This window comes from Enterobacter sp. MG-EB028 (genome assembly GCF_056673305.1).
On the sequence record NZ_CP195079.1, the window covers coordinates 1,723,639 to 1,750,280 of the forward strand.

At 55.5% G+C, this 26,642-nt stretch carries 25 protein-coding genes; 12 read left to right on the forward strand and 13 right to left on the reverse strand.

The annotated features are described in order from the left end of the window. Window positions 1-5 precede the first annotated feature (5 nt). Genes ssuD through ssuE form a run of 3 tightly spaced genes read right to left on the reverse strand, consistent with a single transcriptional unit; the run spans window position 6 to window position 2,678 of the window. Window positions 6-1,151 (reverse strand): FMNH2-dependent alkanesulfonate monooxygenase, encoded by a 1,146-nt coding sequence (ssuD, locus tag ACR42C_RS08070; protein ID WP_116340920.1) that lies wholly within the window; start codon window positions 1,149-1,151, stop codon window positions 6-8. Then, window positions 1,148-2,110, reverse strand: coding sequence for a sulfonate ABC transporter substrate-binding protein (locus ACR42C_RS08075; RefSeq protein WP_163328619.1), 963 nt, complete (start codon window positions 2,108-2,110; stop codon window positions 1,148-1,150). Before ACR42C_RS08075 ends, ssuD begins: the two co-directional genes overlap by 4 nt. After that, a complete protein-coding gene (ssuE, locus tag ACR42C_RS08080; protein ID WP_116340916.1) occupies window positions 2,103-2,678 on the reverse strand; it encodes an NADPH-dependent FMN reductase in 576 nt (191 codons plus the stop codon). Before ssuE ends, ACR42C_RS08075 begins: the two co-directional genes overlap by 8 nt. Before the next feature lie 248 nt (window positions 2,679-2,926). Between ssuE and pyrD the strand changes: the two genes are divergently transcribed. Beyond that, complete coding sequence (pyrD, locus tag ACR42C_RS08085; protein WP_479984991.1) at window positions 2,927-3,937, forward strand: quinone-dependent dihydroorotate dehydrogenase; 1,011 nt, start codon at window positions 2,927-2,929, stop codon at window positions 3,935-3,937. Between the two features lie 165 nt (window positions 3,938-4,102). Beyond that, a complete protein-coding gene (gene zapC, locus ACR42C_RS08090; protein WP_163328621.1) occupies window positions 4,103-4,645 on the forward strand; it encodes a cell division protein ZapC in 543 nt (180 codons plus the stop codon). Here zapC and ACR42C_RS08095 read toward each other — a convergent pair. After that, on the reverse strand, window positions 4,642-5,751 hold the full coding sequence (locus ACR42C_RS08095) for a YcbX family protein (protein ID WP_479984992.1): 1,110 nt from the start codon (window positions 5,749-5,751) through the stop codon (window positions 4,642-4,644). The two genes, zapC and ACR42C_RS08095, sit on opposite strands and share 4 nt — an antisense overlap. A 98-nt stretch (window positions 5,752-5,849) precedes the next feature. Here ACR42C_RS08095 and rlmKL point away from each other — a divergent pair, with 98 nt between their 5' ends. The 6 genes from rlmKL to rmf all read left to right on the forward strand — a co-directional run bounded on the left by rlmKL (window position 5,850) and on the right by rmf (window position 13,777). Beyond that, a complete protein-coding gene (gene rlmKL, locus ACR42C_RS08100; RefSeq protein WP_479984993.1) occupies window positions 5,850-7,958 on the forward strand; it encodes a bifunctional 23S rRNA (guanine(2069)-N(7))-methyltransferase RlmK/23S rRNA (guanine(2445)-N(2))-methyltransferase RlmL in 2,109 nt (702 codons plus the stop codon). Between the two features lie 12 nt (window positions 7,959-7,970). Then, complete coding sequence (locus tag ACR42C_RS08105) at window positions 7,971-9,878, forward strand: ABC transporter ATP-binding protein (RefSeq protein ID WP_028012596.1); 1,908 nt, start codon at window positions 7,971-7,973, stop codon at window positions 9,876-9,878. 13 nt (window positions 9,879-9,891) lie between these two features. Beyond that, window positions 9,892-11,145: a membrane integrity-associated transporter subunit PqiA gene (gene pqiA, locus ACR42C_RS08110; protein ID WP_479984994.1), complete on the forward strand. Its 1,254-nt coding sequence runs from the start codon at window positions 9,892-9,894 to the stop codon at window positions 11,143-11,145. Between the two features lie 4 nt (window positions 11,146-11,149). Further along, on the forward strand, window positions 11,150-12,790 hold the full coding sequence (gene pqiB, locus ACR42C_RS08115; RefSeq protein WP_116340907.1) for an intermembrane transport protein PqiB: 1,641 nt from the start codon (window positions 11,150-11,152) through the stop codon (window positions 12,788-12,790). Continuing rightward, on the forward strand, window positions 12,787-13,353 hold the full coding sequence (gene pqiC / locus ACR42C_RS08120; protein WP_316380059.1) for a membrane integrity-associated transporter subunit PqiC: 567 nt from the start codon (window positions 12,787-12,789) through the stop codon (window positions 13,351-13,353). Before pqiB ends, pqiC begins: the two co-directional genes overlap by 4 nt. Before the next feature lie 256 nt (window positions 13,354-13,609). Then, entirely contained in the window at window positions 13,610-13,777 is a 168-nt protein-coding gene (gene rmf / locus ACR42C_RS08125; RefSeq protein ID WP_013097261.1) for a ribosome modulation factor, read from the forward strand. A 73-nt stretch (window positions 13,778-13,850) separates the two neighbouring features. Here rmf and fabA read toward each other — a convergent pair whose 3' ends face one another. Both fabA and ACR42C_RS08135 read right to left on the reverse strand, forming a co-directional pair. Further along, window positions 13,851-14,369, reverse strand: coding sequence for a bifunctional 3-hydroxydecanoyl-ACP dehydratase/trans-2-decenoyl-ACP isomerase (gene fabA / locus ACR42C_RS08130; RefSeq protein WP_000227926.1), 519 nt, complete (start codon window positions 14,367-14,369; stop codon window positions 13,851-13,853). 68 nt (window positions 14,370-14,437) lie between these two features. Next, complete coding sequence (locus tag ACR42C_RS08135; RefSeq protein ID WP_479984995.1) at window positions 14,438-16,198, reverse strand: AAA family ATPase; 1,761 nt, start codon at window positions 16,196-16,198, stop codon at window positions 14,438-14,440. A gap of 186 nt (window positions 16,199-16,384) precedes the next feature. On the opposite strand from ACR42C_RS08135, the gene matP reads away from it, so the two are divergent. Next, window positions 16,385-16,837 carry a macrodomain Ter protein MatP gene (matP, locus tag ACR42C_RS08140; protein ID WP_023332611.1) on the forward strand — a complete coding sequence of 151 codons (453 nt, stop codon included), beginning with the start codon at window positions 16,385-16,387 and terminating at the stop codon, window positions 16,835-16,837. 64 nt (window positions 16,838-16,901) lie between these two features. Here matP and ompA read toward each other — a convergent pair whose 3' ends face one another. Beyond that, window positions 16,902-17,957, reverse strand: coding sequence for a porin OmpA (gene ompA / locus ACR42C_RS08145; protein WP_108780329.1), 1,056 nt, complete (start codon window positions 17,955-17,957; stop codon window positions 16,902-16,904). A 354-nt stretch (window positions 17,958-18,311) separates the two neighbouring features. After that, window positions 18,312-18,821 (reverse strand): SOS-induced cell division inhibitor SulA, encoded by a 510-nt coding sequence (sulA, locus tag ACR42C_RS08150; RefSeq protein WP_116340904.1) that lies wholly within the window; start codon window positions 18,819-18,821, stop codon window positions 18,312-18,314. 217 nt (window positions 18,822-19,038) lie between these two features. Between sulA and ACR42C_RS08155 the strand changes: the two genes are divergently transcribed. Continuing rightward, a complete protein-coding gene (locus tag ACR42C_RS08155) occupies window positions 19,039-19,665 on the forward strand; it encodes a TfoX/Sxy family DNA transformation protein (protein WP_316380061.1) in 627 nt (208 codons plus the stop codon). Here the strand turns inward: ACR42C_RS08155 and yccS are convergent. Both yccS and ACR42C_RS08165 read right to left on the reverse strand, forming a co-directional pair. Next, a complete protein-coding gene (yccS, locus tag ACR42C_RS08160; RefSeq protein WP_233002307.1) occupies window positions 19,622-21,784 on the reverse strand; it encodes a YccS family putative transporter in 2,163 nt (720 codons plus the stop codon). The two genes, ACR42C_RS08155 and yccS, sit on opposite strands and share 44 nt — an antisense overlap. A gap of 19 nt (window positions 21,785-21,803) precedes the next feature. Beyond that, on the reverse strand, window positions 21,804-22,250 hold the full coding sequence (locus ACR42C_RS08165; RefSeq protein ID WP_302220859.1) for a YccF domain-containing protein: 447 nt from the start codon (window positions 22,248-22,250) through the stop codon (window positions 21,804-21,806). Window positions 22,251-22,373: 123 nt separating this feature from the next. Between ACR42C_RS08165 and helD the strand changes: the two genes are divergently transcribed. Beyond that, entirely contained in the window at window positions 22,374-24,428 is a 2,055-nt protein-coding gene (gene helD, locus ACR42C_RS08170) for a DNA helicase IV (protein WP_320720212.1), read from the forward strand. 58 nt (window positions 24,429-24,486) lie between these two features. Here helD and mgsA read toward each other — a convergent pair whose 3' ends face one another. Continuing rightward, the gene (mgsA, locus tag ACR42C_RS08175; protein ID WP_116340896.1) at window positions 24,487-24,945 is read right to left on the reverse strand and encodes a methylglyoxal synthase; all 459 of its coding nucleotides are present in this window, start codon (window positions 24,943-24,945) and stop codon (window positions 24,487-24,489) included. 80 nt (window positions 24,946-25,025) lie between these two features. Continuing rightward, window positions 25,026-25,688, reverse strand: a complete 663-nt coding sequence (gene csgI / locus ACR42C_RS08180) for a curli synthesis inhibitor (RefSeq protein WP_116340894.1) — start codon at window positions 25,686-25,688, stop codon at window positions 25,026-25,028. Between the two features lie 173 nt (window positions 25,689-25,861). Between csgI and ACR42C_RS08185 the strand changes: the two genes are divergently transcribed. Then, on the forward strand, window positions 25,862-26,275 hold the full coding sequence (locus ACR42C_RS08185; RefSeq protein WP_028012609.1) for a CoA-binding protein: 414 nt from the start codon (window positions 25,862-25,864) through the stop codon (window positions 26,273-26,275). Between the two features lie 36 nt (window positions 26,276-26,311). On the opposite strand, the gene hspQ is transcribed toward ACR42C_RS08185, so the two are convergent. Continuing rightward, complete coding sequence (hspQ, locus tag ACR42C_RS08190; protein ID WP_008499919.1) at window positions 26,312-26,629, reverse strand: heat shock protein HspQ; 318 nt, start codon at window positions 26,627-26,629, stop codon at window positions 26,312-26,314. Window positions 26,630-26,642 lie beyond the last annotated feature (13 nt).

Sequence of the window (26,642 nt, forward strand, 5' to 3'; positions counted from 1 at the left end):
ACTCCTTAGCTTTGTGCGGCTTTACGTGGAATAAACTCGTTTGCCACCGCTTCGCCCTGCAGCTGGAGCCGCTGCGGCTGCGGAATTTCTGGAATGGCGACGTCCAGATGTGGGAATAACAGCTCGCCCACCTTGTAGGCCTCTTCCAGGTGCGGATAGCCGGAGAGGATAAAGCTGTCGATGCCCAGGTCAGCGTATTCATTAATCCGCGCGGCCACGGTTGGCCCGTCGCCGACCAGCGCCGTGCCCGCGCCGCCGCGTACCAGACCGACGCCCGCCCACAGGTTCGGGCTGATTTCCAGATTCTCGCGCTTGCCGTTGTGCAGAGAGGCCATGCGGTGCTGCCCGACGGAATCGGTTTTGGCAAACGCAGCCTGCGCCTTTGCGATGGTCTCATCGTCCAGGTGGGAGATCAGACGGTCTGCCGCCTGCCAGGCTTCTTCATTGGTTTCACGCACAATCACGTGCAGGCGAATCCCAAAGCGTACCCTGCGGCCATGAGCGGCGGCTTTGGCCCGGACCTGGGCAATTTTCTCTTTCACCAGCTCCGGCGGCTCGCCCCAGGTCAGATAGAGATCGACCTGCTCGGCGGCCAGATCCTGAGCCACATCCGACGATCCGCCAAAATAGAGCGGAGGACGCGGCTGCTGCACCGGCGGGAAGTAAAGCTTCGCGTCGCGAACGTGAATATGCTTGCCTTCGAAGGTGACGGTCTCTCCTTCCAGCAGGCGCCGCCAGACGTGGGTAAACTCGGCGGAGGCTTCATAGCGCTCGGTATGGTCGAGGAACACGCCGTCGCCCGCCAGCTCCTGCGGATCGCTGCCCGTCACCAGGTTAAACAGGGCGCGGCCGTTGGAGAGTCTGTCCAGCGTTGCCGCCTGACGCGCCGCTACGGTGGGTGAAACGACGCTCGGGCGCAATGCAACCAGGAATTTAAGGCGCTGAGTGACCGGGATCATCGACGCAGCCACCAGCCAGGCATCCTCGCACGAGCGTCCGGTCGGGATCAGCACGCCGGTAAAACCTATTCGGTCCGCTGCCTGCGCAATCTGCTGCAGGTAAGCATGGTCAACGGGGCGCGAGCCCTCTTCTGTGCCAAGATAGTGTCCATCGCCGTGGGTGGGTAAAAACCAGAAAAGATTCAGACTCATGATTTAGCTCCTTCTTTGCCTGCGGGCTGCCAGATGCGTTCGCGGATATCGACCTGTTTTGGCACCAGGCGGTTTTGATAGAAGAGGTCAGCGGTTTGTTGCTGAAGCGCGGCGACGTGTGCATCCACGGGCGCAATGGTGGTGGGCGGACGGTGGTTGAGATAGCTCGCGATCACCGGTTCAGGCAAGCCCATGGTCTTCGCCAGCAGGGCAATGCTCGCCTGACGCTGGGTCTGGGTCAGCGCATCGGCCTGGGTAAAGGTATCCAGTACGCCCTGAATAAATGCGCCGTTCTTTTCCGCGTAAGGGCGCGCGGCGAGGTAGAACGAGCCGGTCTGTTTCAGCGTAGTGCCGTCCTTCAGAACCCGAACGCCCCCTTGCAGTAAGGCTGCGGAGTAGTACGGATCCCAGATAGCCCAGGCATCAACGTTCTTCTGCTGGAACGCGGCGCGCGCGTCGGCAGGCGTCAGGTAAACGGGCTGAATGTCCGTGAACTTGAGCCCGGCTTCCTGTAAGGCGCGCAGCAGCAGGTTGTGCGAGCTGGAACCTTTCTGGAAAGCGACCTTATGCCCTTTAAGGTCTGCGACGCTTTTAATCTCACTGTTTTCAGGTACCAGAATGACTTCGGCTTTCGGTTTAGCGGGTTCTACGCCGACATATACCAGGTCTGCCCCGGCAGCCTGAGCAAAAATAGGCGGGATATCGCCCGTGCTGCCCAGATCGATACTGCCGACGTTCAGCGCTTCAAGCATCTGTGGCCCTGCCGGGAACTCTACCCAGGAAAATTTGGTGTCCGGGAAGCGTTTTTCCAGCAGCTGGTGGCTTTTTGCCAGCACCATGCTGACGCTGCCTTTCTGATAGCCAATGCGTAAGCTGTCCGGTGCGGTTTCTGCAGCCTGCGCCAGCGCGGTAAACGCCATCAGGCCAGCCAGTCCGAGGTAGGTTAAGGTTTTAAACATGTGCGACTCCCTGCGGCGGATTAAAAGAAGGAACCTGGATATCCCGGCGATGCAGCGCGTGCCAGAAGGTTTCCAGCGCAGCATCAAGGCGGGTTTGCAGATTCGGCGTAAAGTGCGGCTTATGCTGGTAGTCAATGACCTGTGAATCATCCGCGAAAACCCCGTGGAGGATCTCCTGAGCCTTCAGGGCGTTCAGCACCGGCTTCAGGGCATAATCCACCGCCAGTAAATGGGCAACCGTACCGCCCGTTGCCAGCGGCAGAACCACTTTGCCGTCCAGTGCGCGCTCGGGGAGAAGATCGAGCAGGGTTTTCAGCGCGCCCGAAAAAGAGGCTTTATAAATCGGGGTCGCAACGATGAGGCCGTCCGCTTCCTTGAGCTGCTCAATGAGGGTTTTCAGCGCGGGGCTGTCGAAGCGGGCATACAGCAAATCTTCAGGTTCGAAGTTATGCAGATTCCAGTGGCACACTTCCACGTCGAGGGCGTTGAGCTTTTCACGAGCATATTCCAGCAGGGCGCTGGAGCGCGAAGGGAATCGTGGACTTCCGGCCAGGGTAATGACGCGCATACTTCCTCCTTATAACTAATTGTTTGTTTTTATCTAACATTCATAACAATTTTCAGGAGTGTGACATCGCGCGGTTATTCCACTAAATGATTTATCCGCAATTAAAATGCGAAAAAGCGCATAAGAAATAGACAGGGAGGTAAACGATTGCGTTTTACGCCGATTTTTTGCCGCAGGTCAATTCCCTTTCTGAGCGGGATCGCCCATAATCCCCTCCCGGTTTGCACACCGGGAATCCAGGAGAGTTCATGTACTACCCCTTCGTTCGTAAAGCCCTTTTCCAGCTCGACCCCGAGCGCGCTCATGAATTTACATTCCAGCAATTACGTCGTATTACCGGAACGCCTTTGGCCGCTCTGGTGCGTCAGAATGTGCCGGAAAAACCTGTGCAGTGCATGGGTCTGACCTTTAAAAACCCGCTGGGTCTGGCGGCGGGTCTGGACAAAAATGGCGAGTGCATTGATGCTCTGGGCGCGATGGGCTTTGGCTCTATCGAAATCGGTACCGTCACGCCGCGCCCACAGCCGGGAAATGACAAGCCGCGACTGTTCCGCCTGGTTGAAGCCGAAGGGCTGATCAACCGCATGGGCTTTAATAACCTCGGTGTTGATCACCTTGTTGAGAACGTAAAAAAAGCCCATTTTGACGGGATATTAGGCATCAATATCGGCAAAAATAAAGACACGCCGGTAGAGCAGGGTAAAGATGACTATCTGATTTGTATGGAAAAAGTCTACGCCTATGCCGATTATATTGCGGTGAATATTTCTTCACCCAATACCCCGGGGCTGCGTTCCTTACAATATGGCGAAGCGCTGGACGATCTTCTGAGTGCCATTAAAAATAAGCAAAATGAACTCCAGACGATCCATCATAAATATGTTCCGGTCGCGGTTAAGATCGCCCCGGATCTTTCTGCCGAAGAATTGATCCAGGTTGCCGACAGTTTGGTTCGCCATAATATTGACGGTGTGATTGCAACGAATACCACGCTCGATCGTTCGCTCGTTCAGGGAATGAAAAACTGTGACGAAGCGGGTGGGTTAAGCGGACGTCCGGTACAATTAAAAAGCACCGAAATTATTCGCGCTTTGTCTGCGGAATTAAAAGGCCGTTTACCGATTATCGGCGTCGGCGGTATCGACTCGGTGATTGCTGCGCGCGAGAAGATGGCGGCCGGTGCATCACTGGTGCAAATCTATTCCGGCTTTATTTTTAAAGGACCGCCGCTGATTAAAGAAATCGTTACTCATATCTAATCTTTTCTCTTAATCAGACAACCAGGGCTTTATTTCCAGCCCTGGTTGTTTTATATTCCGTCACTGTTGCTTATTTAGACATTATAGTCTTTTATTACTAATGTTATAAACGAAGCGGCGAACAGGACATTTTTAGTACAGGACGTTTGGGGACGGGAGAGACACATGCGAATTAAACCTGACGATAACTGGCGCTGGTATTTTTGCGACGAGCATGATCGTATGATGCTCGATTTAGCCAATGGCATGCTGTTTCGTTCTCGTTTTGCCCGTCGAATGTTAACCCCGGACGCGTTTTCCCCGTCGGGCTTTTGCGTTGATGATGCAGCGCTTTATTTCTCCTTTGAAGAAAAATGCCGCGATTTGATGCTCTCTAAAGAGCAGCGTGCCGAACTGGTATTAAATGCGCTGGTGGCTATCCGTTTCCTGAAACCGCAAATGCCGAAAAGCTGGCATTTCCTGCCTCACGGCATGGACTGGACGCCAGCAACGGGCGATGCGGCCAGCGTTAACCTGAGCGATACCGCCGAAGAGGTGAGTTTATTAGTCGTTGAGCCGGGCGAAAATGCCGCACTCTGTCTGCTGGCGCAGCCCGGCGTGACGATTGCCGGGCGGGTTATGCAGTTAGGTGATGCTATCAAAGTCATGAATGACAGGCTGAAGCCACAGCTGCGCGTAGATTCCTTCAGCCTCGAACAGGCGGTTTAAGCTTCCAGCTGTACCGACGTTTTCGGTACGCAGCTACAGCACAGAATTGTACCGTCATTTCCAATTGCAGATTTCTTCAGCGCACTCACTTCACCCTCCAGCAGCTTGATGCGGCAGCATCCGCAGATTCCCGCGCGGCAGGAATACGGTACGCGAATACCGGCTTGCTCCAGTTGCTCCAGCAGCACCTGCTGATTGTTGCCGCGAATAATCTTGCCCTGCCAGTGAATATCCACCGCAGAGGCGACGTTCGTCTCGGCCTCGACCATTTCTTCTTCCTGGCCTGCGCCATACACTCTGGCCGGCCCGCGGGCGAGAATTTCAACCTCATCGCCTACGCGAATCACGCCGCTGGAGCGGGGGATCAGGTTCTGGCCGAAATCGACATCACCGTTATCCTGCGCGGTACGGAATGATTGCAGGGTTTTCAGCGGCTCGCCGGAAGGGTGCTTCTGGCCTTTTTCAGGACTTACCGTCGTGAAAATGCAGCGACTGCAGGGCTTCACCACGTCGAAAATAACGCTGCCGATGCGGATCGTTTTCCAGGTGTCTTCTTCCCATGCGTTAGCCCCCGTTACCACCAGGTTTGGGCGGAACTGCTCCATCTGCACGCTGGCTTTGCAGCGGTTTTGTAAATCACGCAGCGACGCCTCATTGGTCAGCAGGAACGGGAAGCCATCGGCGAAGGAGAGCGGTACGGCCTCGTGGCGCTTCACGCGACGCGTCAGTTCCGGACCAACCCAGCGCAGCTGCACGTCGCGGGAGAAGAAACCGCTCAGCCAGCGGTTAATCTCATCCGGGGCGATGCGCGCGGTAAAATGATTACCCCATACTTCCGTTGGCGCGTCGACAGCCGCAAAATCAGCAAAGCGAATCACCGTGCTGGAACCGTCCGGCGCGGTCAGATGCAAACCGTCATGAAGCGGGGAAGGCGTAAAGCGAACCATCTGCGGGAACTGGCGTGCGGTAATGAACGTGCCGTCAGGCTCGGTGACCATAAAAATACGATCGAAGGCGAATCCGCTCATGTCGGCCAGCGCGTGAGAGACGCCGATGCCGCGCATGGATTTCACCGGATGAATAAAAAGCCTGGATAACGTCGCCACTGCACACTCCCACAAATGAAAATAAGCCTTCAACTTTATGACATACACGCCATATTAGCTATAATGCGCGACAATTTTCTAAGAGTAAAAGTGACGATATGAATTCTCTGTTTGCCAGTACGGCCCGTGGGCTGGAAGAGCTGTTAAAAACTGAACTGGAAGCCCTGGGCGCGCAAGAGTGCCAGGTGGTTCAGGGTGGTGTCCATTTTGAGGGCGACACGCGGCTTATTTACCAGAGCCTGATGTGGAGCCGTCTGGCGTCGCGCATCATGCTGCCGATGAAGGAGTGCAAGGTCTATAGCGACCTGGATCTCTACACCGGCGTACAGATGATCGACTGGACAGAGATCTTCACGCCGAACGCCACCTTCGCGGTGCATTTCAACGGCGTGAACGATGAGATCCGCAACAGCCAGTACGGCGCCCTGCGCGTCAAAGACGCCATTGTGGACTGCTTCACGCGTAAAAATAAGGAACGTCCGAACGTCGATCGCGAAAACCCGGACCTGCGCATCAACGTCTGGCTGAACGGCGACACGGCGAGTATTTCTCTCGATCTAAGCGGCGCAGGCCTGCACCTGCGCGGCTACCGCGATCGCACCGGTATGGCGCCGATCAAAGAAACCCTGGCCGCCGCCATCGTAATGCGCTCCGGCTGGCAGCCGGGCACGCCGCTGCTCGATCCGATGTGCGGTTCCGGTACGCTGCTGATTGAAGCGGCCATGCTGGCCACCGACCGTGCGCCGGGGCTGCACCGCGGCCACTGGGGCTTCAAAGGCTGGGCACAGCACGACGAAGCGCTCTGGAAAGAGGTTAAAGACGACGCGCAGACTCGCGCGCGTAAAGGCCTGGCGGAGTACACCTCGCATTTCTACGGTTCGGACAGCGATCCGCGCGTGATTGAACGTGCCCGCAGCAACGCCCGTCGCGCCGGTATCGGCGAGCTGGTGACCTTCGAGGTGAAAGACGTGGCGAACCTGACCAACCCGCTGCCGAAAGGCCCGTACGGTACTGTGATCAGCAACCCGCCATACGGCGAGCGTCTGGACAGCGAGCCGGCGTTGATTGCCCTGCACAGCCTGCTGGGACGCAACATGAAGGACTACTTCGGCGGCTGGAACCTGTCTCTGTTCAGCGCCTCGCCGGAGCTGCTGAGCTGCCTGCAGCTGCGTGCCGATCGCCAGTTTAAAGCGAAAAACGGCCCGCTGGACTGCGTGCAGAAAAACTACCATCTGGCGGAGAAAGCGGCGGACAGCAAGCCTACCGGCGTGGCGGAAGATTACGCCAACCGTCTGCGCAAGAATCTGAAGAAGTTTGAGAAGTGGGCTAAACAGGAAGGGATCGAGTGTTACCGCCTGTACGATGCCGACCTGCCGGAGTACAACGTGGCGGTTGACCGCTACGCGGACTGGGTGGTGATTCAGGAATATGCTCCGCCGAAAACCATTGATGCGCAAAAAGCGCGTCAGCGTATGCTGGACGTTATTGCGGCAACTATCGCCGTGCTGGGCATTGCGCCGAACAAGCTGGTGCTGAAAACCCGCGAGCGTCAGAAGGGTAAAAACCAGTACCAGAAAATGGGCGAAAAGGGCGACTTTATCGAAGTGGGCGAATACAACGCCCGCCTGTGGGTGAACCTGACTGACTATCTTGATACTGGCCTGTTCCTCGACCACCGTATCGCCCGCCGCATGCTCGGCCAGATGAGCAAGGGGAAAGATTTCCTCAACCTGTTCTCCTATACCGGGAGCGCGAGCGTGCACGCCGGTCTCGGCGGCGCGCGCAGCACCACTACGGTGGATATGTCCCGCACCTATCTGGAGTGGGCCGAGCGCAACCTGCGTCTCAATGGCCTGACCGGACGCCAGCATCGCCTGATGCAAGCCGACGTGCTGGGCTGGCTGCGCGATACCGACGAGCAGTTCGATCTGATCTTTATCGATCCGCCGACCTTCTCCAACTCCAAGCGCATGGAGGATAGCTTTGACGTTCAACGCGATCACCTGCGCCTGATGATCGACCTGAAGCGCCTGCTGCGCAAAGGCGGCACCATTATGTTCTCGAACAACAAACGCGGCTTCCGTATGGATCATGACGGCTTAGCGGCTCTGGGCCTGAAAGCACAAGAAATCAGCCAAAAAACGCTGTCTCAGGACTTCGCCCGCAACCGTCAAATTCATAACTGCTGGTTGATTACCGCGGTCTGAAAGGAAAAATAAATGTCATTAATTAGTATGCACGGCGCGTGGCTCTCTTTCAGCGACTCGCCGCTTCTCGATAATGCAGAGCTGCATATCGAAGATAACGAGCGCGTCTGTCTGGTGGGCCGTAACGGTGCGGGTAAATCCACGCTGATGAAAATTCTCAACCGCGAGCAGGGACTGGATGACGGCCGCATCGTGTACGAGCAGGATCTGATTGTCTCCCGCCTCCAGCAGGACCCGCCGCGTCATGTGACCGGCAGCGTGTACGATTTCGTGGCGGAAGGCATCTCTGAGCAGGCGGAATACCTGAAGCGCTATCACGAGATTTCGCATCTGGTGATGACCGACCCGAGCGATAAGAACCTTAACGAACTGGCGAAAGTGCAGGAGATGCTCGATCACCACGGCCTGTGGCAGCTGGAAAACCGCATTAATGAAGTGCTGGCCCAGCTCGGTCTGGAACCGGATATGGAGCTCTCGGCGCTCTCCGGCGGCTGGCTGCGTAAAGCGGCTCTGGGCCGCGCGCTGGTCAGCGGGCCGAAGGTGTTGCTGCTGGACGAACCAACGAACCACCTGGATATCGAAGCGATTGACTGGCTGGAAGGGTTCCTGAAAACCTTCAGTGGCACCATCATCTTTATCTCTCACGACCGTTCGTTTATTCGCAATATGGCGACGCGCATTGTCGACCTCGACCGCGGCAAGCTGGTCACCTATCCAGGCGATTACGACACCTATCTGCTGGAGAAAGAAGAAAACCTGCGCGTGGAAGAATTGCAGAACGCCGAGTTCGACCGCAAGCTGGCGCAGGAAGAGGTGTGGATCCGCCAGGGCATCAAGGCCCGTCGCACCCGTAACGAGGGCCGCGTGCGCGCGCTGAAGGCCATGCGCCGTGAGCGCAGCGAACGCCGTGAAGTGATGGGCAGCGCCAAAATGCAGGTGGAAGAGGCGTCCCGCTCTGGCAAGATCGTCTTCGAAATGGAAAACGTCAACTACCAGGTAGACGGCAAGGTGCTGGTGAAAGATTTCTCCGCGCAGGTTCAGCGCGGCGATAAAATTGCGCTGATTGGTCCGAACGGCTGCGGTAAAACCACGCTGCTTAAGCTAATGCTGGGCCAACTGCAGGCCGACAGCGGCCGCATTCACTGTGGCACGAAGCTGGAAGTGGCCTACTTCGACCAGCACCGCGCGGAGCTGGATCCGGATCGCACGGTAATGGATAACCTCGCTGAAGGTAAGCAGGAAGTGATGGTAAACGGTAAGCCGCGCCACGTGCTGGGCTACCTGCAGGACTTCCTGTTCCACCCGAAACGTGCGATGACGCCGGTGCGCGCGCTCTCCGGCGGGGAGCGTAACCGTCTTCTGCTGGCTCGTCTGTTCCTGAAGCCAAGCAACCTGCTGATCCTCGATGAACCGACGAACGATCTGGATGTCGAAACGCTGGAATTACTGGAAGAGCTGATCGACGGTTATCAGGGAACCGTGATGCTGGTTAGCCACGATCGTCAGTTCGTGGATAACACCGTGACCGAGTGCTGGATCTTCGAAGGTGAAGGGCGAATTGGCCAATACGTCGGCGGTTATCACGATGCAAAAGGCCAGCAGTCGCAGTCTCTGGCGCAGAAACAGTCGAAGTCCAGAACAAGTTCTGAACCTGCTGTAACAAAAGCAGAAACTGTCAAGAAAACCTCGGCTAAACTAAGCTATAACCTGCAGCGCGAACTGGAGGGGCTACCTCAGCGTCTCGAAGAGCTGGAGGCTGCGCTTGAGGAGCTGCAAGCGCAGGTGGCTGATGCGTCATTCTTCACCCAATCGCATGACTATACTCAGAAAGTACTGGCTGAAATGTCCGCGGCTGAAAAAGCCCTGGAAGAAGCATTTGAGCGCTGGGAGTACCTTGAGTCTCTGAAAAACGGCGCATAAACAGGGATTAAATATGTGTGACCAGCACCATGCCGACAGGCATATATTATGCTCGCAATGCGATATGCTCGTGGCGTTGCCAGAGCTTGGTCACGGACATAAAGCCCTGTGTCCACGCTGTGGCGCGACGTTGACAACCGAGTGGGACGCGCCGCGGCAGCGTCCCACTGCCTACGCGCTGGCAGCACTGTTCATGCTGCTGCTCTCCAATCTCTTCCCCTTCATCTATATGAAGATCGGTGGGATGACAAGCCAGGTGAATCTGCTTGAAATCCCGGGCGTGATGTTCTCGGAAGATTACGCCAGCCTCGGCACCTTTTTTCTGCTGTTTGTCCAGATAGTCCCGGCGTTTTGCCTGGTCGTCATCCTTTTGCTGGTCAACCGTGTCAGAATGCCGGCATCACTGAAAATCCGGCTCGCGCGTATCCTTTTTCAGCTCAAAAGCTGGGGGATGGCCGAGATTTTTCTGGCGGGGATACTGGTCAGTTTCGTGAAGCTGATGGCGTACGGCGATGTGGGGATTGGCAGCAGCTTTATTCCCTGGTGTCTGTATTGCGTTCTGCAGCTGCGCGCTTTCCAGTGCGTGGACAGGCGCTGGGCCTGGGATGATATCGCCCCGGCACCGACGCTCGCGCAGACGGTGAAGGTGGGCGTGCCGGGTATTCGTCAGGGGCTCCGTTCTTGTCCGTGCTGTACCGCCGTGCTGCCTGCCGATCTCGAGGTTTGTCCGCGCTGCGAAACGAAGGGCCATGTTCGCCGTAAAAACAGCCTGCAGTGGACGATGGCGCTGCTGGTGACCTCCGTCATGCTGTATCTGCCCGCCAATATTCTGCCGATTATGATCACCGATTTGCTCGGCGACAAAATGCCCTCGACGATCCTCGCCGGGGTCATACTGCTGTGGGGCGAAGGATCCTATCCTGTCGCCGGCGTGATTTTCATCGCCAGTATCATGGTGCCCACCTTGAAAATGATCGCGATTGCCTGGCTCTGCTGGGATGCAAAAGGCCACGGAAAGCGCGACAGCGAACGCATGCACCTGATTTACGAAGTGGTCGAATTTGTCGGTCGTTGGTCAATGATCGACGTGTTTGTAATTGCCGTTCTCTCTGCGCTGGTGCGGATGGGCGGTTTGATGAGTATTTATCCCGCGATGGGGGCTTTAATGTTTGCACTGGTCGTGATTATGACCATGTTTGCGGCCATGACCTTCGACCCTCGTTTATCGTGGGATCGTGAGCCTGAATCAAGCCATGAGGAAGAGTAAGAGCATGGAAAATAAGAGTGGAGAGGCGAAAGTGCAGAAGGTCAAAAACTGGTCGCCGGTGTGGATTTTTCCCATTGTGACTGCGCTGATCGGTGCCTGGATCCTGTTTTATCATTACAGCCATCAGGGGCCGGAAGTGACGCTGATTACCACCAATGCCGAGGGGATTGAGGGCGGTAAAACGACCATCAAAAGCCGTAGCGTGGATGTGGGCGTGGTGGAAAGCGCAACCCTGACCGACGATTTAACCCATGTGGAGATTAAGGCGCGCCTTAATGCCGGCATGGAAAAACTGCTGCACGGCGATTCTGTTTTCTGGGTAGTTAAACCGCAGGTGGGGCGTGAAGGGATCAGCGGCTTAGGGACGCTGCTTTCGGGTGCCTACATCGAGCTGCAGCCAGGTGCAAAAGGCAACCAGCCGGCGCAGTACCAGCTTCTGGATTCACCGCCGCTGGCACCGCCTGATGCAAAAGGTATCCGCGTGATCCTCGACAGTAAAAAAGCGGGCCAACTCACGGCGGGTGACCCGGTACTGTTCCGCGGCTATCGCGTGGGGTCGGTGGAGAAAAGCACGTTCGATCCTCAGAAAAGAGCTATCAGCTATCAGCTGTTCATCAATGCGCCTAACGATCGTCTGGTCACCAGCAACGTTCGTTTCTGGAAAGACAGCGGCATCGCGGTGGATCTGACCTCGGCGGGCATGCGCGTTGAAATGGGATCGCTGACAACGCTGTTTGGCGGCGGCGTGAGCTTTGACGTACCGGAAGGGCTCGACCTGGGGCAGCCGGTTGCGGAGAACACCGCTTTCCGCCTGTTCGACGATCAAAAAAGCATTCAGGATGCGCTCTACACCGATCACGTTGACTTCCTGATGTTCTTCAAAGATTCCGTCCGCGGTCTGCAGCCGGGAGCGCCTGTTGAGTTCCGCGGTATTCGCCTTGGTACGGTTGGACAAGTTCCGTTCTTTGTGCCTGGCCTGCAGCAGGTCCTGGATGATGATTACCGCATACCGGTGCTGATTCGTATTGAACCCGAACGCCTGATCAACCAGATTGGCGAGAATCAGGATATTGCCACCCACATCAGCCAGCTGATGGAACGCGGTCTGCGTGGATCGTTGAAGACGGGTAACCTGGTGACCGGTGCGCTGTATGTGGATATGGATTTCTACCCGAAAGCACCGCCGATTACCGGTATTCGTGAATTCGGTGGCTATAAGATCATCCCAACGGTGAGCAGCGGTCTGGCGCAGATCCAGCAGCGTCTGATGGAGACGCTGGATAAGATCAACAATCTGCCATTGAACCCAATGATTGAAGCAGCGACAGGTTCATTGCATCAAAGCCAGGCGACAATGCAACGCCTGCAGGCCACGCTGGATAACATCAATAAGATCACCGCCAGCCAGAGCATGCAGCAGCTGCCGCAGGATATGCAGAAAACGCTGCGTGAGCTGAACCGCAGTATGCAGGGCTTCCAGCCCGGCTCGGCGGCATACAACAAGATGGTCGCAGATATGCAGCGTCTCGATCAGGTCTTGCGCGAACTGCAGCCGGTTCTGAAAACGCTCAACGAGAAGAGCAATGCGCTGGTGTTCGAAGCGAAAGATAAAAAGGATCCTGAGCCGAAGAGGGCGAAACAATGAAAAAATGGCTAGCGATTGCAGGAGCGATGGTACTCACGGCCTGTAGCTCCGGGAGCGAAACGAAAAGCTACTACCAGCTACCGATGGGGACGCAGGCGGTTACGCAAAGTAGCGCCTCGCAGGGCAACCGTCTGCTGTGGGTTGAGCAGGTCGCCGTGCCAGATTACCTGGCCGGCAACGGAGTGGTCTATCAGACCAGCGATGTGCAGTACGTTATCGCCAACAACAACCTGTGGGCCAGTCCGCTGGATCAGCAGCTACGCAATACGCTGGTGGCGAATCTTGGCAGTCAGCTTCCGGGCTGGGTTGTTGCCTCCCAGCCTCTGGGAAGCGATCAGGACACGCTGAACGTCACGGTAACGGGCTTCCATGGTCGTTATGACGGTGCCGTTGTCATCAGCGGCGAGTGGCTGTTGAATCATCAGGGACAGCTGATTAAGCGTCCTTTCCATCTGGAGCTGAAGCAGCAGAAGGATGGCTATGATGAAATGGTGAAAGTGCTGGCCCAGGGCTGGGCGCAGGAATCAGCCAATATCGCCAGGGAAATTTCCCGGCTGCCATAAGTAAAATTCATCGTCAAAAACCGCAATCGGCCTGGTGCTGATTGCGGTTTTTTTTTCGTTTTGGCGTCAGGTTGTTACTTGTGCCGCGTCACAATTTTTGTACAAATGATCTTCTGGCTAGCTCACAAATATGACACCCGTATGAATTTTGAACATTGACGCTGGGACTAATTCGGGGTATTCGTTATCTGTGCCTGCGCATCTGGCGCAGACACTGTTTTCTTTCCACCAGACAAAAGAATGAGGGAAACGAGGCATGAAGAGACAGAAACGAGATCGCCTGGAACGGGCTCATCAACGTGGTTATCAGGCCGGCATCGCTGGACGTTCGAAAGAAATGTGTCCTTATCAGACGATAAACCAAAGGTCACAATGGCTGGGAGGCTGGCGAGAAGCCATCGGCGACAGGGCACTTATAGCCTGATAACGTCTCTTTAAAAAAAGAAACCTCCGCACTGCGGAGGTTTCGCCTTTCTGGATGGGGCTAAAAGCCGTTATCAGAAAGCAGAGGTATCCTGGAACAGACCCACTTTCAGGTCGTTAGCGGTATAGATCAGACGACCGTCTACCAGCACTTCGCCATCTGCCAGGCCCATAATCAGGCGACGGTTAACGATGCGCTTGAAGTGAATACGATAAGTCACTTTCTTCGCCGTAGGCAGAACCTGACCGGTGAATTTCACTTCGCCCACGCCCAGCGCGCGGCCTTTACCTTCACCACCCAGCCAGCCCAGATAGAAGCCAACCAGCTGCCACATGGCATCCAGGCCCAGGCAGCCAGGCATTACCGGATCGCCAATAAAGTGGCAACCGAAGAACCACAGGTCCGGGTTGATATCGAGTTCTGCTTCTACGTAACCCTTATCGAAGTTGCCGCCGGTTTCGGTCATTTTCACGACACGGTCCATCATCAGCATGTTCGGGGCCGGTAACTGTGGGCCTTTCGCGCCAAACAGTTCTCCGCGACCAGAGGCAAGAAGGTCTTCTTTTGTATAGGATTCGCGTTTATCTACCATGTTCTCAGTAAGCCTTATTTTAGTGAAGGACGCAGGATAGCTAACACGTGTACGCTGAACAAGTCCGATCAGTTCGAACTCAACCAACCCAGCCAGCGTAACGGCCATGGATAACGATGACGAGCATCCTGCTGTGTCGCCTGAGCAATGCGCTCCTGGATAGTCTGCATCAGGGTCGTCTGCCCCTCGCCATCCCATACCAGGTTTGTCAGTAAGGGTAGTGCATCCTCAATCCCTTCGATTGCCCAGATGGCGAATTGTTCCTGTTCAACCGCGTCCAGAATATCCTGGCTCAGGCTGAGATGGCGTACGTTGGGCGCGGGAATAATCACCCCCTGTTTGCCGTTTAAACCACGCTGCTGACAAATAGAGAAGAAGCCTTCAATTTTTTCGTTCAGACCGCCAACGGGCTGAGCACGACCAAACTGATCGACCGAACCGGTGATGGCAATATTCTGGTTGATCGGCACGTCCGCCAGGGCGCTGATTAAGGCGCACAGCTCTGCCATAGAGGCGCTATCGCCATCCACTTCGCTGTAGGACTGTTCGAACGTCAGCGAGGCGGAGAAGGGGATTTGCTGCTCGAGCTGCAGCTCGGACATCAAAAACGCCTGCATGATCATCATGCCTTTGGCGTGAATGTTTCCGCCCAGCTCGGCTTTGCGTTCAATATCGGTAAACTCGCCATCGCCAATATGCACAACGCAGCTGATACGGGACGGTTCACCGAACGCGCGCGGATGGCCGGGAAATTCAATCACCGACAGGGCGTTAATCTGACCGACGCGTTCGCCTTCGGTCTCGACCAGAATTTGTTCCAGCAGAATTTCATCCTGCATGCGGTCAGCAAGATAGCCTTCGCGCCACTCCCGCTGCGCCAGCATCTGGGTGAGCTGTTCGCCAGTAAAGGCGCCGTTACCGCCGATGGTACCCACCTCACGCAGCTGCTTGCCGATCCAGAGCGGGCAGAGCGGCAAGGTCTCCTGGTCACCGGTATAGCGAACGGCTTCACGGATCAAACCCGGCCACGCGTCGGCGGCAGGCGTTGGCAATGCAAAACGTTCCGCCACGGCCATCACCCACTGACACCACTGCGCCATGTCGTCAGCATCGGCAATCTGGATGTTGTCTTCATATTCGCTGTAAACTGCCTGCTCGGCCAGTTCCGGCTCCATTTCCTGGAAGTCCGCCAGCGATTCGCGGTCGCCCGTCAGCACGACGGTCAGCGACAGCGGCATTGACGGCACGGAGACAGGAAGAGGGCGAGACTCATCGTAACCGACCCAGTCAAAGCGCTGTTGGGTCACAATGGTTTTCAGGCGCATCCACAGCAGCGGCTGCGAGAGCAGGGTGCGCAGTGAGATGATGAGCACGCCGCCGTTTGCGCGATGCACCAGCCCCGGCTGCAGGGAAAGCTCGCCGTTAAACTGGCGCAGACAGCCAAAGAGCTGTTCAGCCTCGACCCAATTAGCGGTTATCACCTCGCCTTTAGCAGCAAAACGACCGTCGGCCTGGCCCGCCGGTTCGAAGGTAATATTATTCCCCGCGATACGATACTGGCCGCCAAAGACCGCGTTGGTGTCCGGCTGCAGCTGGCGCATGGCATCCCCAAGCAGCGTCAGATATTCCGCTTCTTCCGGGGCTTTCAGCAGCATGAAGGGCGATGTCGCCCACGGACTTAACGCCTGCTCCAGCGCATAATGTAAGCGTGGTTGCGTATCGCTAAGGATGAATTCGTGTTCTTTTGCGAGATCGGGCTGTGCAAACAGTTCCTGATAGCTCTCGGCATCCGGAACAAGGTCACGCCATGCTAGTTTCGTAATGGTCAAAGTTGATGTTTTTTAGTCAGATGTAAAAGCGTGGAGTATACCGTAAGCGGGGGGCTCTACCCAAGCAGGATCGGGTATTTCAGCAGGCGGATTGGCCGCATTCACTCACAGGATATGATTTCTTTTCAGCAGATTGCTAAAAAACTGATATTCTGAACAGAGTTACGTGGTAACACTGAGATCGCAATGAAATATCAACAACTGGAAAATCTCGAAAGCGGCTGGAAATGGAAGTACCTGGTCAAAAAGCACCGTGAAGGGGAGCTGATCACCTGCTACATCGAAGCCAGCGCTGCGCAAGAAGCCGTGGATATTTTGCTGACCCTCGAAAATGAACCGGTACAGGTTAATGGCTGGATTGAGAAGCACATTAATCCTGCGTTGCTAAACCGGATGAAGCAAACTATCCGCGCGCGACGTAAACGGCATTTTAATGCTGAGCATCAGCATACCCGGAAAAAGTCCATCGATCTTGAATTCGTGGTCTGGCAGCGTCTGGCTGGGCTGGCGCAACGGCGTGGTAAGACCCTGTCGGAAACCATCGTGCAGTTGATTGAGGATGCCGAACATAAAGAGAAGTACGCTAACCAGATGTCGTCGCTGAAAAACGACCTTCAGGCGTTGTTGGGCAAAAAGTAGATTTTTGTTTTCTTAAGACAATAAAAAACCCCGCATGGCGGGGTTTTTTTTATAAGACGATAACTTATGCCGCTGGCTGAGTTACAACGTCTTTAACGCCTTTAACTTCGATCTCTACGCGACGATCTGGTGCCAGGCAGTCGATCAGTGCAGCGCGAGCTTTAACGTTGTCACAGGTGTTGCCAGTAACTGGGTTAGATTCGCCCATACCACGTGGGGAGATCTTGTTAGCTGGGATACCTTTAGAGATCAGGTAATCAACAACAGACTGAGCACGTTTCTCAGACAGTTTCTGGTTGTAAGCGTCAGAACCGATGCGGTCGGTGAAGCCCAGAACCACTACAGAACCGTCTTTAGGATCCAGGTTGCTCAGCTGGGTGTACAGCTGATCCAGTGCCTGCTGACCTTCTGGTTTCAGGGTCGCTTTGTTGAAGTTGAACAGAACGTCAGACTTCAGAGTGAAGTGCTTGGTCTGTACTTCTGGAGCTGGAGCCGGCGCTGGAGCAACAACTGGTGCTGCATCTTCCTGCTGGCCGAAACGGTAGGAAACACCTACGCTCAGCATGCCGTTGTCTGGACGAACGCCAACGGTAGCACCGTCACCGATGTTGTTAACCCACTGGTATTCCAGACGGGTAGCGATGTCACGGGTCATAGCCCACTCAACGCCACCAGCGAATACTGGGGAAACGCCAGTGTCATGGTCGTCGCCAGCGATGTTGTTGCTGGAGTCTGCACGCCATACCATGCCGCCCAGACGGGTGTACACGTCCAGATCGTCAGTTACTGGGTAACCCAGTTTAGCGGTCAGCTGAACGCCCTGAGCTTTGAAAGCGCCATTGATGGTATCGCCTTTGTATGGCATACGACCTAACCAGTCGTAACCCATTTCAAAGCCAACATACGGGTTAACCTGATAGCCACCGAACGCACCTGCACCAAGCTGGCTCTCGTGAGTAGGGCCATCGTTGTTCAGGCTGCTGTTGTACCAGCCAGTGTCATGGAACTGAGACCAGCCCAGTTTACCACCTGCATACCAGGTATTATCTTTCGGAGCGGCCTGCGCTACGGTAGCGAAGCCAGCCAGTGCCACTGCAATCGCGATAGCTGTCTTTTTCATTTTTTGCGCCTCGTTATCATCCAAAATTCGCCATGAAGGTCTCAAGAGAGAATCACGGTTAAATCCTTCACCGGGGGGCGTGGTCAAATATAAATCTACCGATATCTTCGGCTTAGGCCGAGCACCCCTGGCGATGTAAAGTCTACAACGTAGCTGAAAACTTACAAGTGTGAAGTCTGTCAGGCATATGAAAAAAAAAGTTCCGTATACCTATTATTTAACATTTTTAGAACGAATTTTGTGCAATAAAATTAAGGAGAACCGCACCAGACAAGCCTTGCCGGAATTTTGAGGCCGGGAACTAAAACCGCATCTTGCGGTCAAAAAAAATTCCAGGAAAAATCTTAATTTCACTCAATGATACAAATTTGAGTGAATTTTTAGCCCAGAAAGTTGTCCTCTGCGATAAGAATCTGGACGAACCGGGCGCATGATAAACCCGATCGCATTCCCTTCTTCAGCCGCTTCGGTCAGACGAAAATGTTCCTCTTCCGTCAATTCTTCCGGTAACCACCCGATCACCACGCTGTAATTTCCGGTGCGCAACGCTCGAATCATCGACTCGACGGTATCACACGGTGAAAGTTGGTTGATCTGCATCACCTTAGCCAGGGGCAGGCCTGCGGACTGCACCCATTCACGGCTCAGTTTCTGCTGTGGCGTCAGCCAGAGTTGCCAGCGAGATTGCTGACCAAGCTGCTGTAATAGCGGCAGCAGCAGGAGTTGGGTCAACAGGGGCTGGTCTTCACGATAAACCACTTCACTAATAAGCCCCGTCGAAGCACCACCAACGGCGTTTTGCGCGACATTGCCCGCGGTAGAGGTGAGAGAAGTTGAGCGATTTGCATAGCCTGAAGTGTACATTTTCATTCCAGCCCTGTAGTTACTGTATGAATATACAGTAACCCCTGTATGCATAAAGATCAACCTCATTTTCGGAAAGCGACTCGCAAAATTCATTCAATATTGATGCCCTTCGAAAAATCATCTTGCTCAACGACGCTAAGTTGCCTATTTTCCTGCTAACGGATCCGCTAGTAAGAAACTTCGTTGTTACTTTATGATTTTGAAGGGAAATATCATGAAAAAGATATCTTATGAACGGATTTATAAATCCCAGGAATACCTCTCACCGCTGGGTGAAATTCATCATCGTGCGCTGTTCGGCGGCTATACCCTGGCGGTGGATGACGCGGTTTTTGCCATGGTGTCAGATGGCGAGCTTTACCTCCGAGCCTGTGAAGAAAGCGCCAAATACTGTGTAAAAAATGCTGCGTCTTTTTTGACCCTGATGAAGCGGGGTCGCCCGGTGCTTCTCAACTATTACCGGGTGGATGACGGGTTATGGCAGGACAGGGAGCGTCTGCTTCAGCTCTCTTCGTTCGCGCTCAATGCGGCGAGAAAAGAGCGTTATCAGCGCCATCAGCGCAATCGACTTAAAGATCTGCCAAACCTGACCTTTCAGCTGGAAGTGTTGCTCCTTGAAGCGGGCATTGCCAACGAAGAAACGCTGCGGGCGCTTGGTGCCAGGGAGAGCTGGCTGAAAATGCGGGCGAAAAATAAAGCGCTTAGTATCAAAGTGCTTTTCGCGCTGGAAGGGGCTATTGAAGGGCTACATGAGGCGGCACTCCCGGCCGGCATTCGCCGGGAGTTGACGGAGTGGTTTAATGCGCTGCCTGCGCCACAGGAAAATCACTCCTCAAGGTAGCGATTTGCTGTTGCAGCCGGCAAATTTCAGGCAGCAAGGCGATGAGCAGGCCAATCTGCTGTAACACCAGAGGCGCTTTGCTGTCGTTTCCGGGCTCCAGATGCGCTATACGTTGCGTCAGTTCATCCAGCGCTTGTCTCACGCGCGGTTCATCGGCTGGCCGGTGATGCAAAGCGTCATCGACATAACAGACCGCGTCATCCAGCAGGCTGAGGATACCCGGGTTGGTCAGTTTCTCGCGGTGGGCACCCAGCGTCGAAATATAGCTCGTGAAGGTATGGTTCAGGCAGAGCAGCCGGAAAGCCGTCTCACGGATCTCCGCCGTGGCGCGCGGCTCCGTTGACATGTTGGAGACGACCGAGGCCAGCTCGGCATCGCTGTTGTGCGCATCGCGGCGGGCTATACGGTAAGCCAGACGGTTATCGCGACCCTGATGGTATTGCTCAAGGATGGCATCCAGATATCGACAGTTGGCGTTCATGGCCCTGTCTAACACGCGCGGTAAGTTACGGAAACGCCAGTCCGGCCAGATAAAGCTGACCGCGGCCCAGGCGATGGCGCAGCCAATAAGGGTATCGATCACACGGGGCAGGGCGACCTCGAAACCTTCACCCAGCAGGTTAAAGCAGAGCAGAACCAGCAGCGTGATGAACATGGTGGCATGAGCGTACTGTACGTTGCGAAACGCGAAGAACAACACGCCGGTGATCACGATCAGGATCAGCTGTCCTTCAATAGACGGCACGAAATAGAGCACCGGAAGGCCGATTGCGACGCCGACCAGCGTGCCGATAATGCGCAGCGCCAGGCGGTGTCGGGTGGCGTTATAGTTCGGCTGGCAGACGAACAGGCTGGTCAGCAGGATCCAGTAGCCGTGGTGCAAACCGGTTATCTGGATAAAAGCATACCCCACGCATAAGACCACGGACATTCGCACCGCGTGGCGAAACAGCGCCGACTCCGGCGTAAAATTGCGGCTCAGCCGCAGCCACATATCGCTAACGCCATGCACGCTGTCATCAGCGAGCTGGTTGTCTATCTCATTGCCCGGCATTGCCATCGCCTGCTCGGACTCAATCGTCGCCAGCTGTGCATCAATCGCCCGCAGGTTGTTCAGCAGAAAACCCAGCGCTTTGATCTGTTCCGGTGACGTTCCACTGGCCTGCACGCGGTCGAGCGCCGCATCAAGATGGCTAAATACCCGTTCGAAGCGTGAGTCATGCTGATAGGGCGTGCGCAGCAGAATGGATCGTGCGAGCTGCTGGCATGCCTGAGACTGCATGGACAGCAGGCGCTGGAAGCGGAACATCACGTCGCTGTAGCGGAACTTCTCGCGCAGAGCGGCGTACTGAACGTGCGAAGAGCTGGCGCGTTCATGAATATCCTGAGCAGCAAAATAGTAGTGTAAGGTCCTTCGCGTTCCGCGCTGGCCGCGATCCCCGCGCAGACGGGTAAGCAGCGAGGCTTTCGTCTGGTTTAGGGTGGCGACCAGTTGGCCGTTGGCCAGCGCCAGATCGTAAAGCGGCGCCTGGCTTTCTTCCTCGATATCCGGGTCGAACAGTCGGGATTTCAGTTCCAGATAGTGGGCTAACTGCTCAAAGCTGCGGGCGAGATTATCCTGCAGAGGGCGAACCGGGAAGATCAGATGCCCGGTTAACGTCAGCAGGTTATACCAGATGGCCCCCAGCAAGAGCAGAACCGGCTGCTGATACCATTGGTCGTAAAGTGACACTCCCAGCATGGTATAGATGGCGATGAGCAAGGCACCGAAGGCGATAGTGGCATAGCGCTGCCCCAGACCGCCCAGCAAAATAAACCCGCTGGTTGAAAGCGTAAGGCCCAGGGCAAACAGCCAGGGCCAGGGAAAGAGCAACTCAACGGACGCGGAGGCGATAAAAAAACAGACGAGCGTAATCACCAGGTTACGCAAACGGCCAGCCAGGCGATCGTCCAGATCCGCCAGCGCTCCGGCCACCACCCCCAACGTGAGCGGGATGGTGAGTTTCACATCATTCAGCCACCACGGCAGGGCAGCCGTGCCGCAAAGCGCGATAAAAATCCTGACGTTGTAGAGCCAGGCGCTGTTCCAGGTATAACGGCGAAGCAGTGGGCTTAGCATAAACGCGGCCAGTCCTTATTTACTGAAAACGACGACGTGCGTTCGCTTCACGCGCCGCCTGGGCCACTTCGACCGGAACCACCCTGCGACCGACGGGCCAAAGGGCGATGGCGGCGATCTTAAAGTTTGCGAGCCCGACCGGAATACCAATTATTGAGATGCACTGCGCAATACCGGCAAAAATATGCATGATGCACAGCCACCAGCCGAAGAAAATCAGCCACAGAATGTTCAGCAAAGTTCCCCCCGTATTCATCAGGGCGCTCTTGCTCTCCGGGTTCAGTTCGTCTACGTGGATAGCTTCGTTACCGTAGGGGATGAACGAGAGTTTCGTGATTTCCCAGCAGGAACGAGTCAGGGGAAGCGTGAAAATCAGGACGATGCTCACCAGCGTGGCAAAAAGCCAGGAAAGGGTGGTGGCAAAACCGCCCAGCACAAAATTCAACACATTCAGAACGGTACGCATAAACCCTCACTTCCTTTCGATAAAATTAACGCCCAATGATTGTAACGTTTTTTTAGGCTGGAGCACCTTAAAACTGGCAGTTAAACTGTCAGGTAAATTATCTCTTCGTGGATTTGGCGGGACATGGAACTGAAAGCAACTTCATTAGGCAAACGCCTGGCGCAACACCCCTATGACAGAGTTGTTCTGCTCAATGCTGGGGTGAAAGTTACCGGAGAACGCCACGAATACCTTATTCCGTTTAATCAGCTTCTGGCTATTCACTGCAAGCGCGGGCTGGTGTGGGGCGAGCTGGAGTTTGTTCTGCCTGACGATAAAGTCGTGCGTCTTCACGGCACCGAGTGGGCGGAAACCCAGCGTTTCCATCATCACCTGAACGCGCTCTGGCAGCAGTGGAGTCACGACATGAGCGTCATTGCCGCTCAGGTACTGCAGCAGGTGCTGGACGATATTGCCCATAGCAACGCGCAACAAACGTGGCTGACACGTCAGCAGACCGCCGGGCTACAGCAAAAGATCCGGCAGGCGCTCTCGGCGCTGCCGCTCTCCGTGACGCGTCTTGATGAGTTCGACAACTGTCGCGACGCCTGGCGTCAGTGTCAGGCCTGGCTGAACGATATGGATAAAAGCCGGCTGGCGCATAATCAGGCCTGGACAGACGCCATGCTCACCCAATACGCCGACTTTTTCAGCACGGTGGAATCTTCACCGCTCAACCCTGCTCAGGCGCGCGCGGTGGTCAACGGCGAGCAGTCGCTGCTGGTGCTGGCGGGGGCCGGAAGCGGTAAAACGTCGGTGCTGGTGGCGCGTGCGGGCTGGCTTCTCACCACCGGGGAGGCCGTTGCCGAGCAGATCCTGCTTCTGGCCTTTGGCCGCAAGGCGGCACAGGAGATGGATGAACGTATCCAGGAACGCCTGCACACCCGGGATATCACGGCCAGAACCTTCCATGCCCTCGCGCTGCATATCATTCAGCAGGGCAGCAAAAAAGTGCCTGCCATCAGTAAACTGGAAAACGACGCGCAGGCGCGGCAGGCGTTGTTTATTAAAACGTGGCGTCAGCAGTGCAGTGAGAAAAAGGCGCAGGCGAAAGGGTGGCGCCAGTGGCTGGAGGAGGAACTCAACTGGGAGGTGCCGGAGGGCAGTTTCTGGCAGGATGAAAAACTGGCGCGTCGGCTCGGCTCGCGACTTGACCGCTGGGTCAGCCTGATGCGAATGCACGGCGGCTCACAGGCAGAGATGATTGAAAGCGCGCCGGAGGCGATCCGCGATCTGTTTTCGAAGCGGGTCAAGCTGATGGCTCCGCTGCTGAAAGGCTGGAAAACCGCGCTGAAAGAGGAAAATGCCGTCGATTTCTCCGGTTTGATCCATCAGGCTATCATCATTCTTGAGAAGGGGCGCTTTGTCAGCCCATGGAAACATATTCTGGTGGATGAGTTTCAGGACATCTCACCCCAGCGTGCTGCACTGCTCTCGGCGCTGCGGGCGCAAAATAAACATACCTCGCTGTTTGCGGTGGGGGACGACTGGCAGGCCATCTACCGCTTCAGCGGGGCGCAGCTTTCACTGACGACCGCGTTCCACCACTATTTTGGCGAGGGTGACCGCAGCGATCTGGACACGACATACCGCTTCAATTCACGAATTGGTGAGATCGCCAACCGCTTTATCCAGCAGAACCCGCATCAGCTGGCAAAGCCGCTCAATAGCCTGCGCCCGGGGGATAAAAAAGCGGTCACCCTGCTGGCGGATGATCAGCTGGAGCCGCTGCTGGACAAGCTCAGCGGCTATGCGAAGCCCAATGAGCGAATCCTTGTGCTTGCGCGCTACCATCACCTTAAACCCGCGGCGCTGGAAAAAGCCGCCACCCGTTGGCCGAAACTGCAGCTTGAATTTATGACCATTCACGCCAGCAAAGGGCAGCAGGCCGATTATGTGATTGTGGTGGGGCTGAAAGAGGGCAGCGACGGTTTCCCGGCCCCGGCTCGCGAGTCGGTCATGGAAGAGGCCCTGCTGCCGGTGCCGGAAGACTTTCCGGACGCCGAAGAGCGGCGTTTGCTGTACGTGGCCATCACCCGCGCACGTCATCGCGTGTGGCTGCTGTTCAATAAAGAAGAGCCATCCGTGTTTGTCGATATCCTGAAGAGTATTGATGTGCCGGTAGCGCGTAAACCATAACGATGTCAGGCAAGATTTTCCAGGCCGGGTAAGGCGTAGCCGCCGCCCGGCAAAAAAGCTACTTCAGTCTTTCGGACAGATAGCGCTGATAGTCCGGAATAAGGATCTCAACCGGCGAGTTAAACTGCGGCGATTCAATGATGAAATCCGCCGTCGACAGGTTCGTCGCCACCGGAATATTCCACACCGTCGCCAGGCGCAGCAGCGCTTTGACGTCCGGATCGTGCGGAACCGCGTTCAGCGGATCCCAGAAGAAGATCAGCACATCAATTTTCCCTTCGGAAATTTGCGCGCCGACCTGCTGATCGCCGCCCATCGGGCCGCTCAGCATCGCATTCACCTCCAGGCCCGTTTCGCGCTGGATCAGGTTACCGGTGGTACCGGTCGCCGAGAGGGCGTGCTTTTGCAGCAACGGCTGATGGCGGCGAACCCAGTTAAGCAGCATTTGTTTACAGTGATCGTGCGCCACCAGCGCAATGTGTTTACGTTCAGGCAGCGTGCGTGTTGTCAGTTCCATAATCATTTCCATCAGGTTAACTGACTACACGATGACGGGAACCGCCTGACCCTGCAAGAGAAAGGCGTAAAAAATGTGGCTTATGATGAAGGTTGCTGCTTTGCCCACTGTAAAAAGCGGGCCCGCGTGTCGGGATCGGCCTGCTGGAACCAGAATTTAAGACGCTGTTCCGTCAGCGTCTGGGACTGCGGCGGAATAACGTCCAGTTCCGAGACGCCGGATAACAGCGTACTGTCGTCCGCCATCATGGTGGCAAACTGCGGAAGGGAGGCACGTTTGCCGGCTTTGTTATAGACCTGCGTCGCGGCCTCGTAGTCCGGGCTTTTCGGGGAGTGGGTCAATGCCAGAATATCCAGCTTCACCGGAATCGGCATCGCGTTCCCGTCCAGCAGCTCAACGCGCGGCGAGGCGTCAAAGGCCGCTGATTCCTTCTCCGTTTCAAGGCGAGGCAGGGTAATGTTCACCTGACTGATTTGCCGGGTGTTAAAGCTGACAATCAGCGGCGGAGAGATGTACATCCGTTGCTCATGGTTGTTCAGGCCGATCGATTTTTCGACCCGGAACACCAGCTGATGCGGCCCGTTATCTAATTCAATGCTGTCAGCACCGCGCAATAACGAGCTGGAGACCTTTTTTCCGTCCAGTACCAGGAGATCAATATCGCCAGAAAGCCGGAGCGTGGTGGCAAATACGCAGACCGGCATCACTAACGCAATCAGAGCAGTGGCAATACCGGTTTTCATAGAAGGCTCCCGTCAGAAATCCTTTCGCCGCATTAATGTATCTAAATCTTTCTATAATCACGTTTACTAACATATAGACATATTTCGCCGTTTTGCCCTCATACAACTGTATGGGATGGATGGTTGAGATGTGCGCTTTGGCGTACACTTTTAAAAAAGCCAGGAGAAAAACCATGAAAGAGAACGATATTGCCGAGATTCTGACATCCACGCGTACCATTGCGCTGGTGGGCGCGAGCGATAAACCCGACCGTCCAAGCTATCGGGTGATGAAATACCTTCTCGATCAGGGCTATCACGTTATCCCGGTGTCGCCAAAAGTGGCGGGGAAAACATTGCTGGGTCAGCAGGGTTACGCCACGCTCGCTGACGTGCCGGAAAAAATCGATATGGTCGATGTCTTCCGTAATTCCGAGGCTGCATGGGAAGTGGCGCAGGACGCTATCGCCGTAGGGGCGAAAACGCTGTGGATGCAGTTAGGTGTAATTAACGAGCAGGCCGCCGTGCTGGCGCGTGATGCGGGATTGAAGGTCGTCATGGATCGCTGTCCGGCGATCGATATTCCCAGACTGGGTCTGGCGAAATAATAAAAAAAAGCCCGTCATCGGGCTTTTTTTACACGCTTAGTTCCGCAGGCGCGGAGCCTGTAACTGTTTGCGGATAGTCTGAGCAAGTTCATCCATCGTGGGTTGTTCCGGATGCTCTTCCTGCAGCTCGCTACTCAGCTGCGCTTCGGCAAGGTAGGTATGAACGGGTTGTCCGTCGTCACCTTCCATCACCACATGGTACCAGGGCGCAGCGCGAAGCTCTGCGTTCACCGCCAGCTCGTCTGCTGACGGTTCATCAAGGGAATACTCCGGGTCGATATCCACGACCACACCCAAATACCCTAGCAAAGTGTGGCGGACCTGCTGGCCGATACCGAATTTGCTGGCAATCATAGTCACCTCCCGG

Coding starts and splice junctions, on each gene's coding strand:
- rlmKL (WP_479984993.1), top strand. CDS start 5,850: ATGAATTCTCTGTTTGCCAGTACGGCCCGTGGGCTGGAAGAGCTGTTA.
- ACR42C_RS08165 (WP_302220859.1), bottom strand. CDS start 22,250: ATGCGTACCGTTCTGAATGTGTTGAATTTTGTGCTGGGCGGTTTTGCC.
- ompA (WP_108780329.1), bottom strand. CDS start 17,957: ATGAAAAAGACAGCTATCGCGATTGCAGTGGCACTGGCTGGCTTCGCT.
- helD (WP_320720212.1), top strand. CDS start 22,374: ATGGAACTGAAAGCAACTTCATTAGGCAAACGCCTGGCGCAACACCCC.
- pqiA (WP_479984994.1), top strand. CDS start 9,892: ATGTGTGACCAGCACCATGCCGACAGGCATATATTATGCTCGCAATGC.
- rmf (WP_013097261.1), top strand. CDS start 13,610: ATGAAGAGACAGAAACGAGATCGCCTGGAACGGGCTCATCAACGTGGT.
- fabA (WP_000227926.1), bottom strand. CDS start 14,369: ATGGTAGATAAACGCGAATCCTATACAAAAGAAGACCTTCTTGCCTCT.
- ACR42C_RS08185 (WP_028012609.1), top strand. CDS start 25,862: ATGAAAGAGAACGATATTGCCGAGATTCTGACATCCACGCGTACCATT.
- pqiC (WP_316380059.1), top strand. CDS start 12,787: ATGAAAAAATGGCTAGCGATTGCAGGAGCGATGGTACTCACGGCCTGT.
- mgsA (WP_116340896.1), bottom strand. CDS start 24,945: ATGGAACTGACAACACGCACGCTGCCTGAACGTAAACACATTGCGCTG.
- ACR42C_RS08075 (WP_163328619.1), bottom strand. CDS start 2,110: ATGTTTAAAACCTTAACCTACCTCGGACTGGCTGGCCTGATGGCGTTT.
- ssuE (WP_116340916.1), bottom strand. CDS start 2,678: ATGCGCGTCATTACCCTGGCCGGAAGTCCACGATTCCCTTCGCGCTCC.
- sulA (WP_116340904.1), bottom strand. CDS start 18,821: ATGTACACTTCAGGCTATGCAAATCGCTCAACTTCTCTCACCTCTACC.
- yccS (WP_233002307.1), bottom strand. CDS start 21,784: ATGCTAAGCCCACTGCTTCGCCGTTATACCTGGAACAGCGCCTGGCTC.
- zapC (WP_163328621.1), top strand. CDS start 4,103: ATGCGAATTAAACCTGACGATAACTGGCGCTGGTATTTTTGCGACGAG.
- ssuD (WP_116340920.1), bottom strand. CDS start 1,151: ATGAGTCTGAATCTTTTCTGGTTTTTACCCACCCACGGCGATGGACAC.
- ACR42C_RS08155 (WP_316380061.1), top strand. CDS start 19,039: ATGAAAAAGATATCTTATGAACGGATTTATAAATCCCAGGAATACCTC.
- hspQ (WP_008499919.1), bottom strand. CDS start 26,629: ATGATTGCCAGCAAATTCGGTATCGGCCAGCAGGTCCGCCACACTTTG.
- ACR42C_RS08105 (WP_028012596.1), top strand. CDS start 7,971: ATGTCATTAATTAGTATGCACGGCGCGTGGCTCTCTTTCAGCGACTCG.
- pqiB (WP_116340907.1), top strand. CDS start 11,150: ATGGAAAATAAGAGTGGAGAGGCGAAAGTGCAGAAGGTCAAAAACTGG.
- matP (WP_023332611.1), top strand. CDS start 16,385: ATGAAATATCAACAACTGGAAAATCTCGAAAGCGGCTGGAAATGGAAG.
- csgI (WP_116340894.1), bottom strand. CDS start 25,688: ATGAAAACCGGTATTGCCACTGCTCTGATTGCGTTAGTGATGCCGGTC.
- pyrD (WP_479984991.1), top strand. CDS start 2,927: ATGTACTACCCCTTCGTTCGTAAAGCCCTTTTCCAGCTCGACCCCGAG.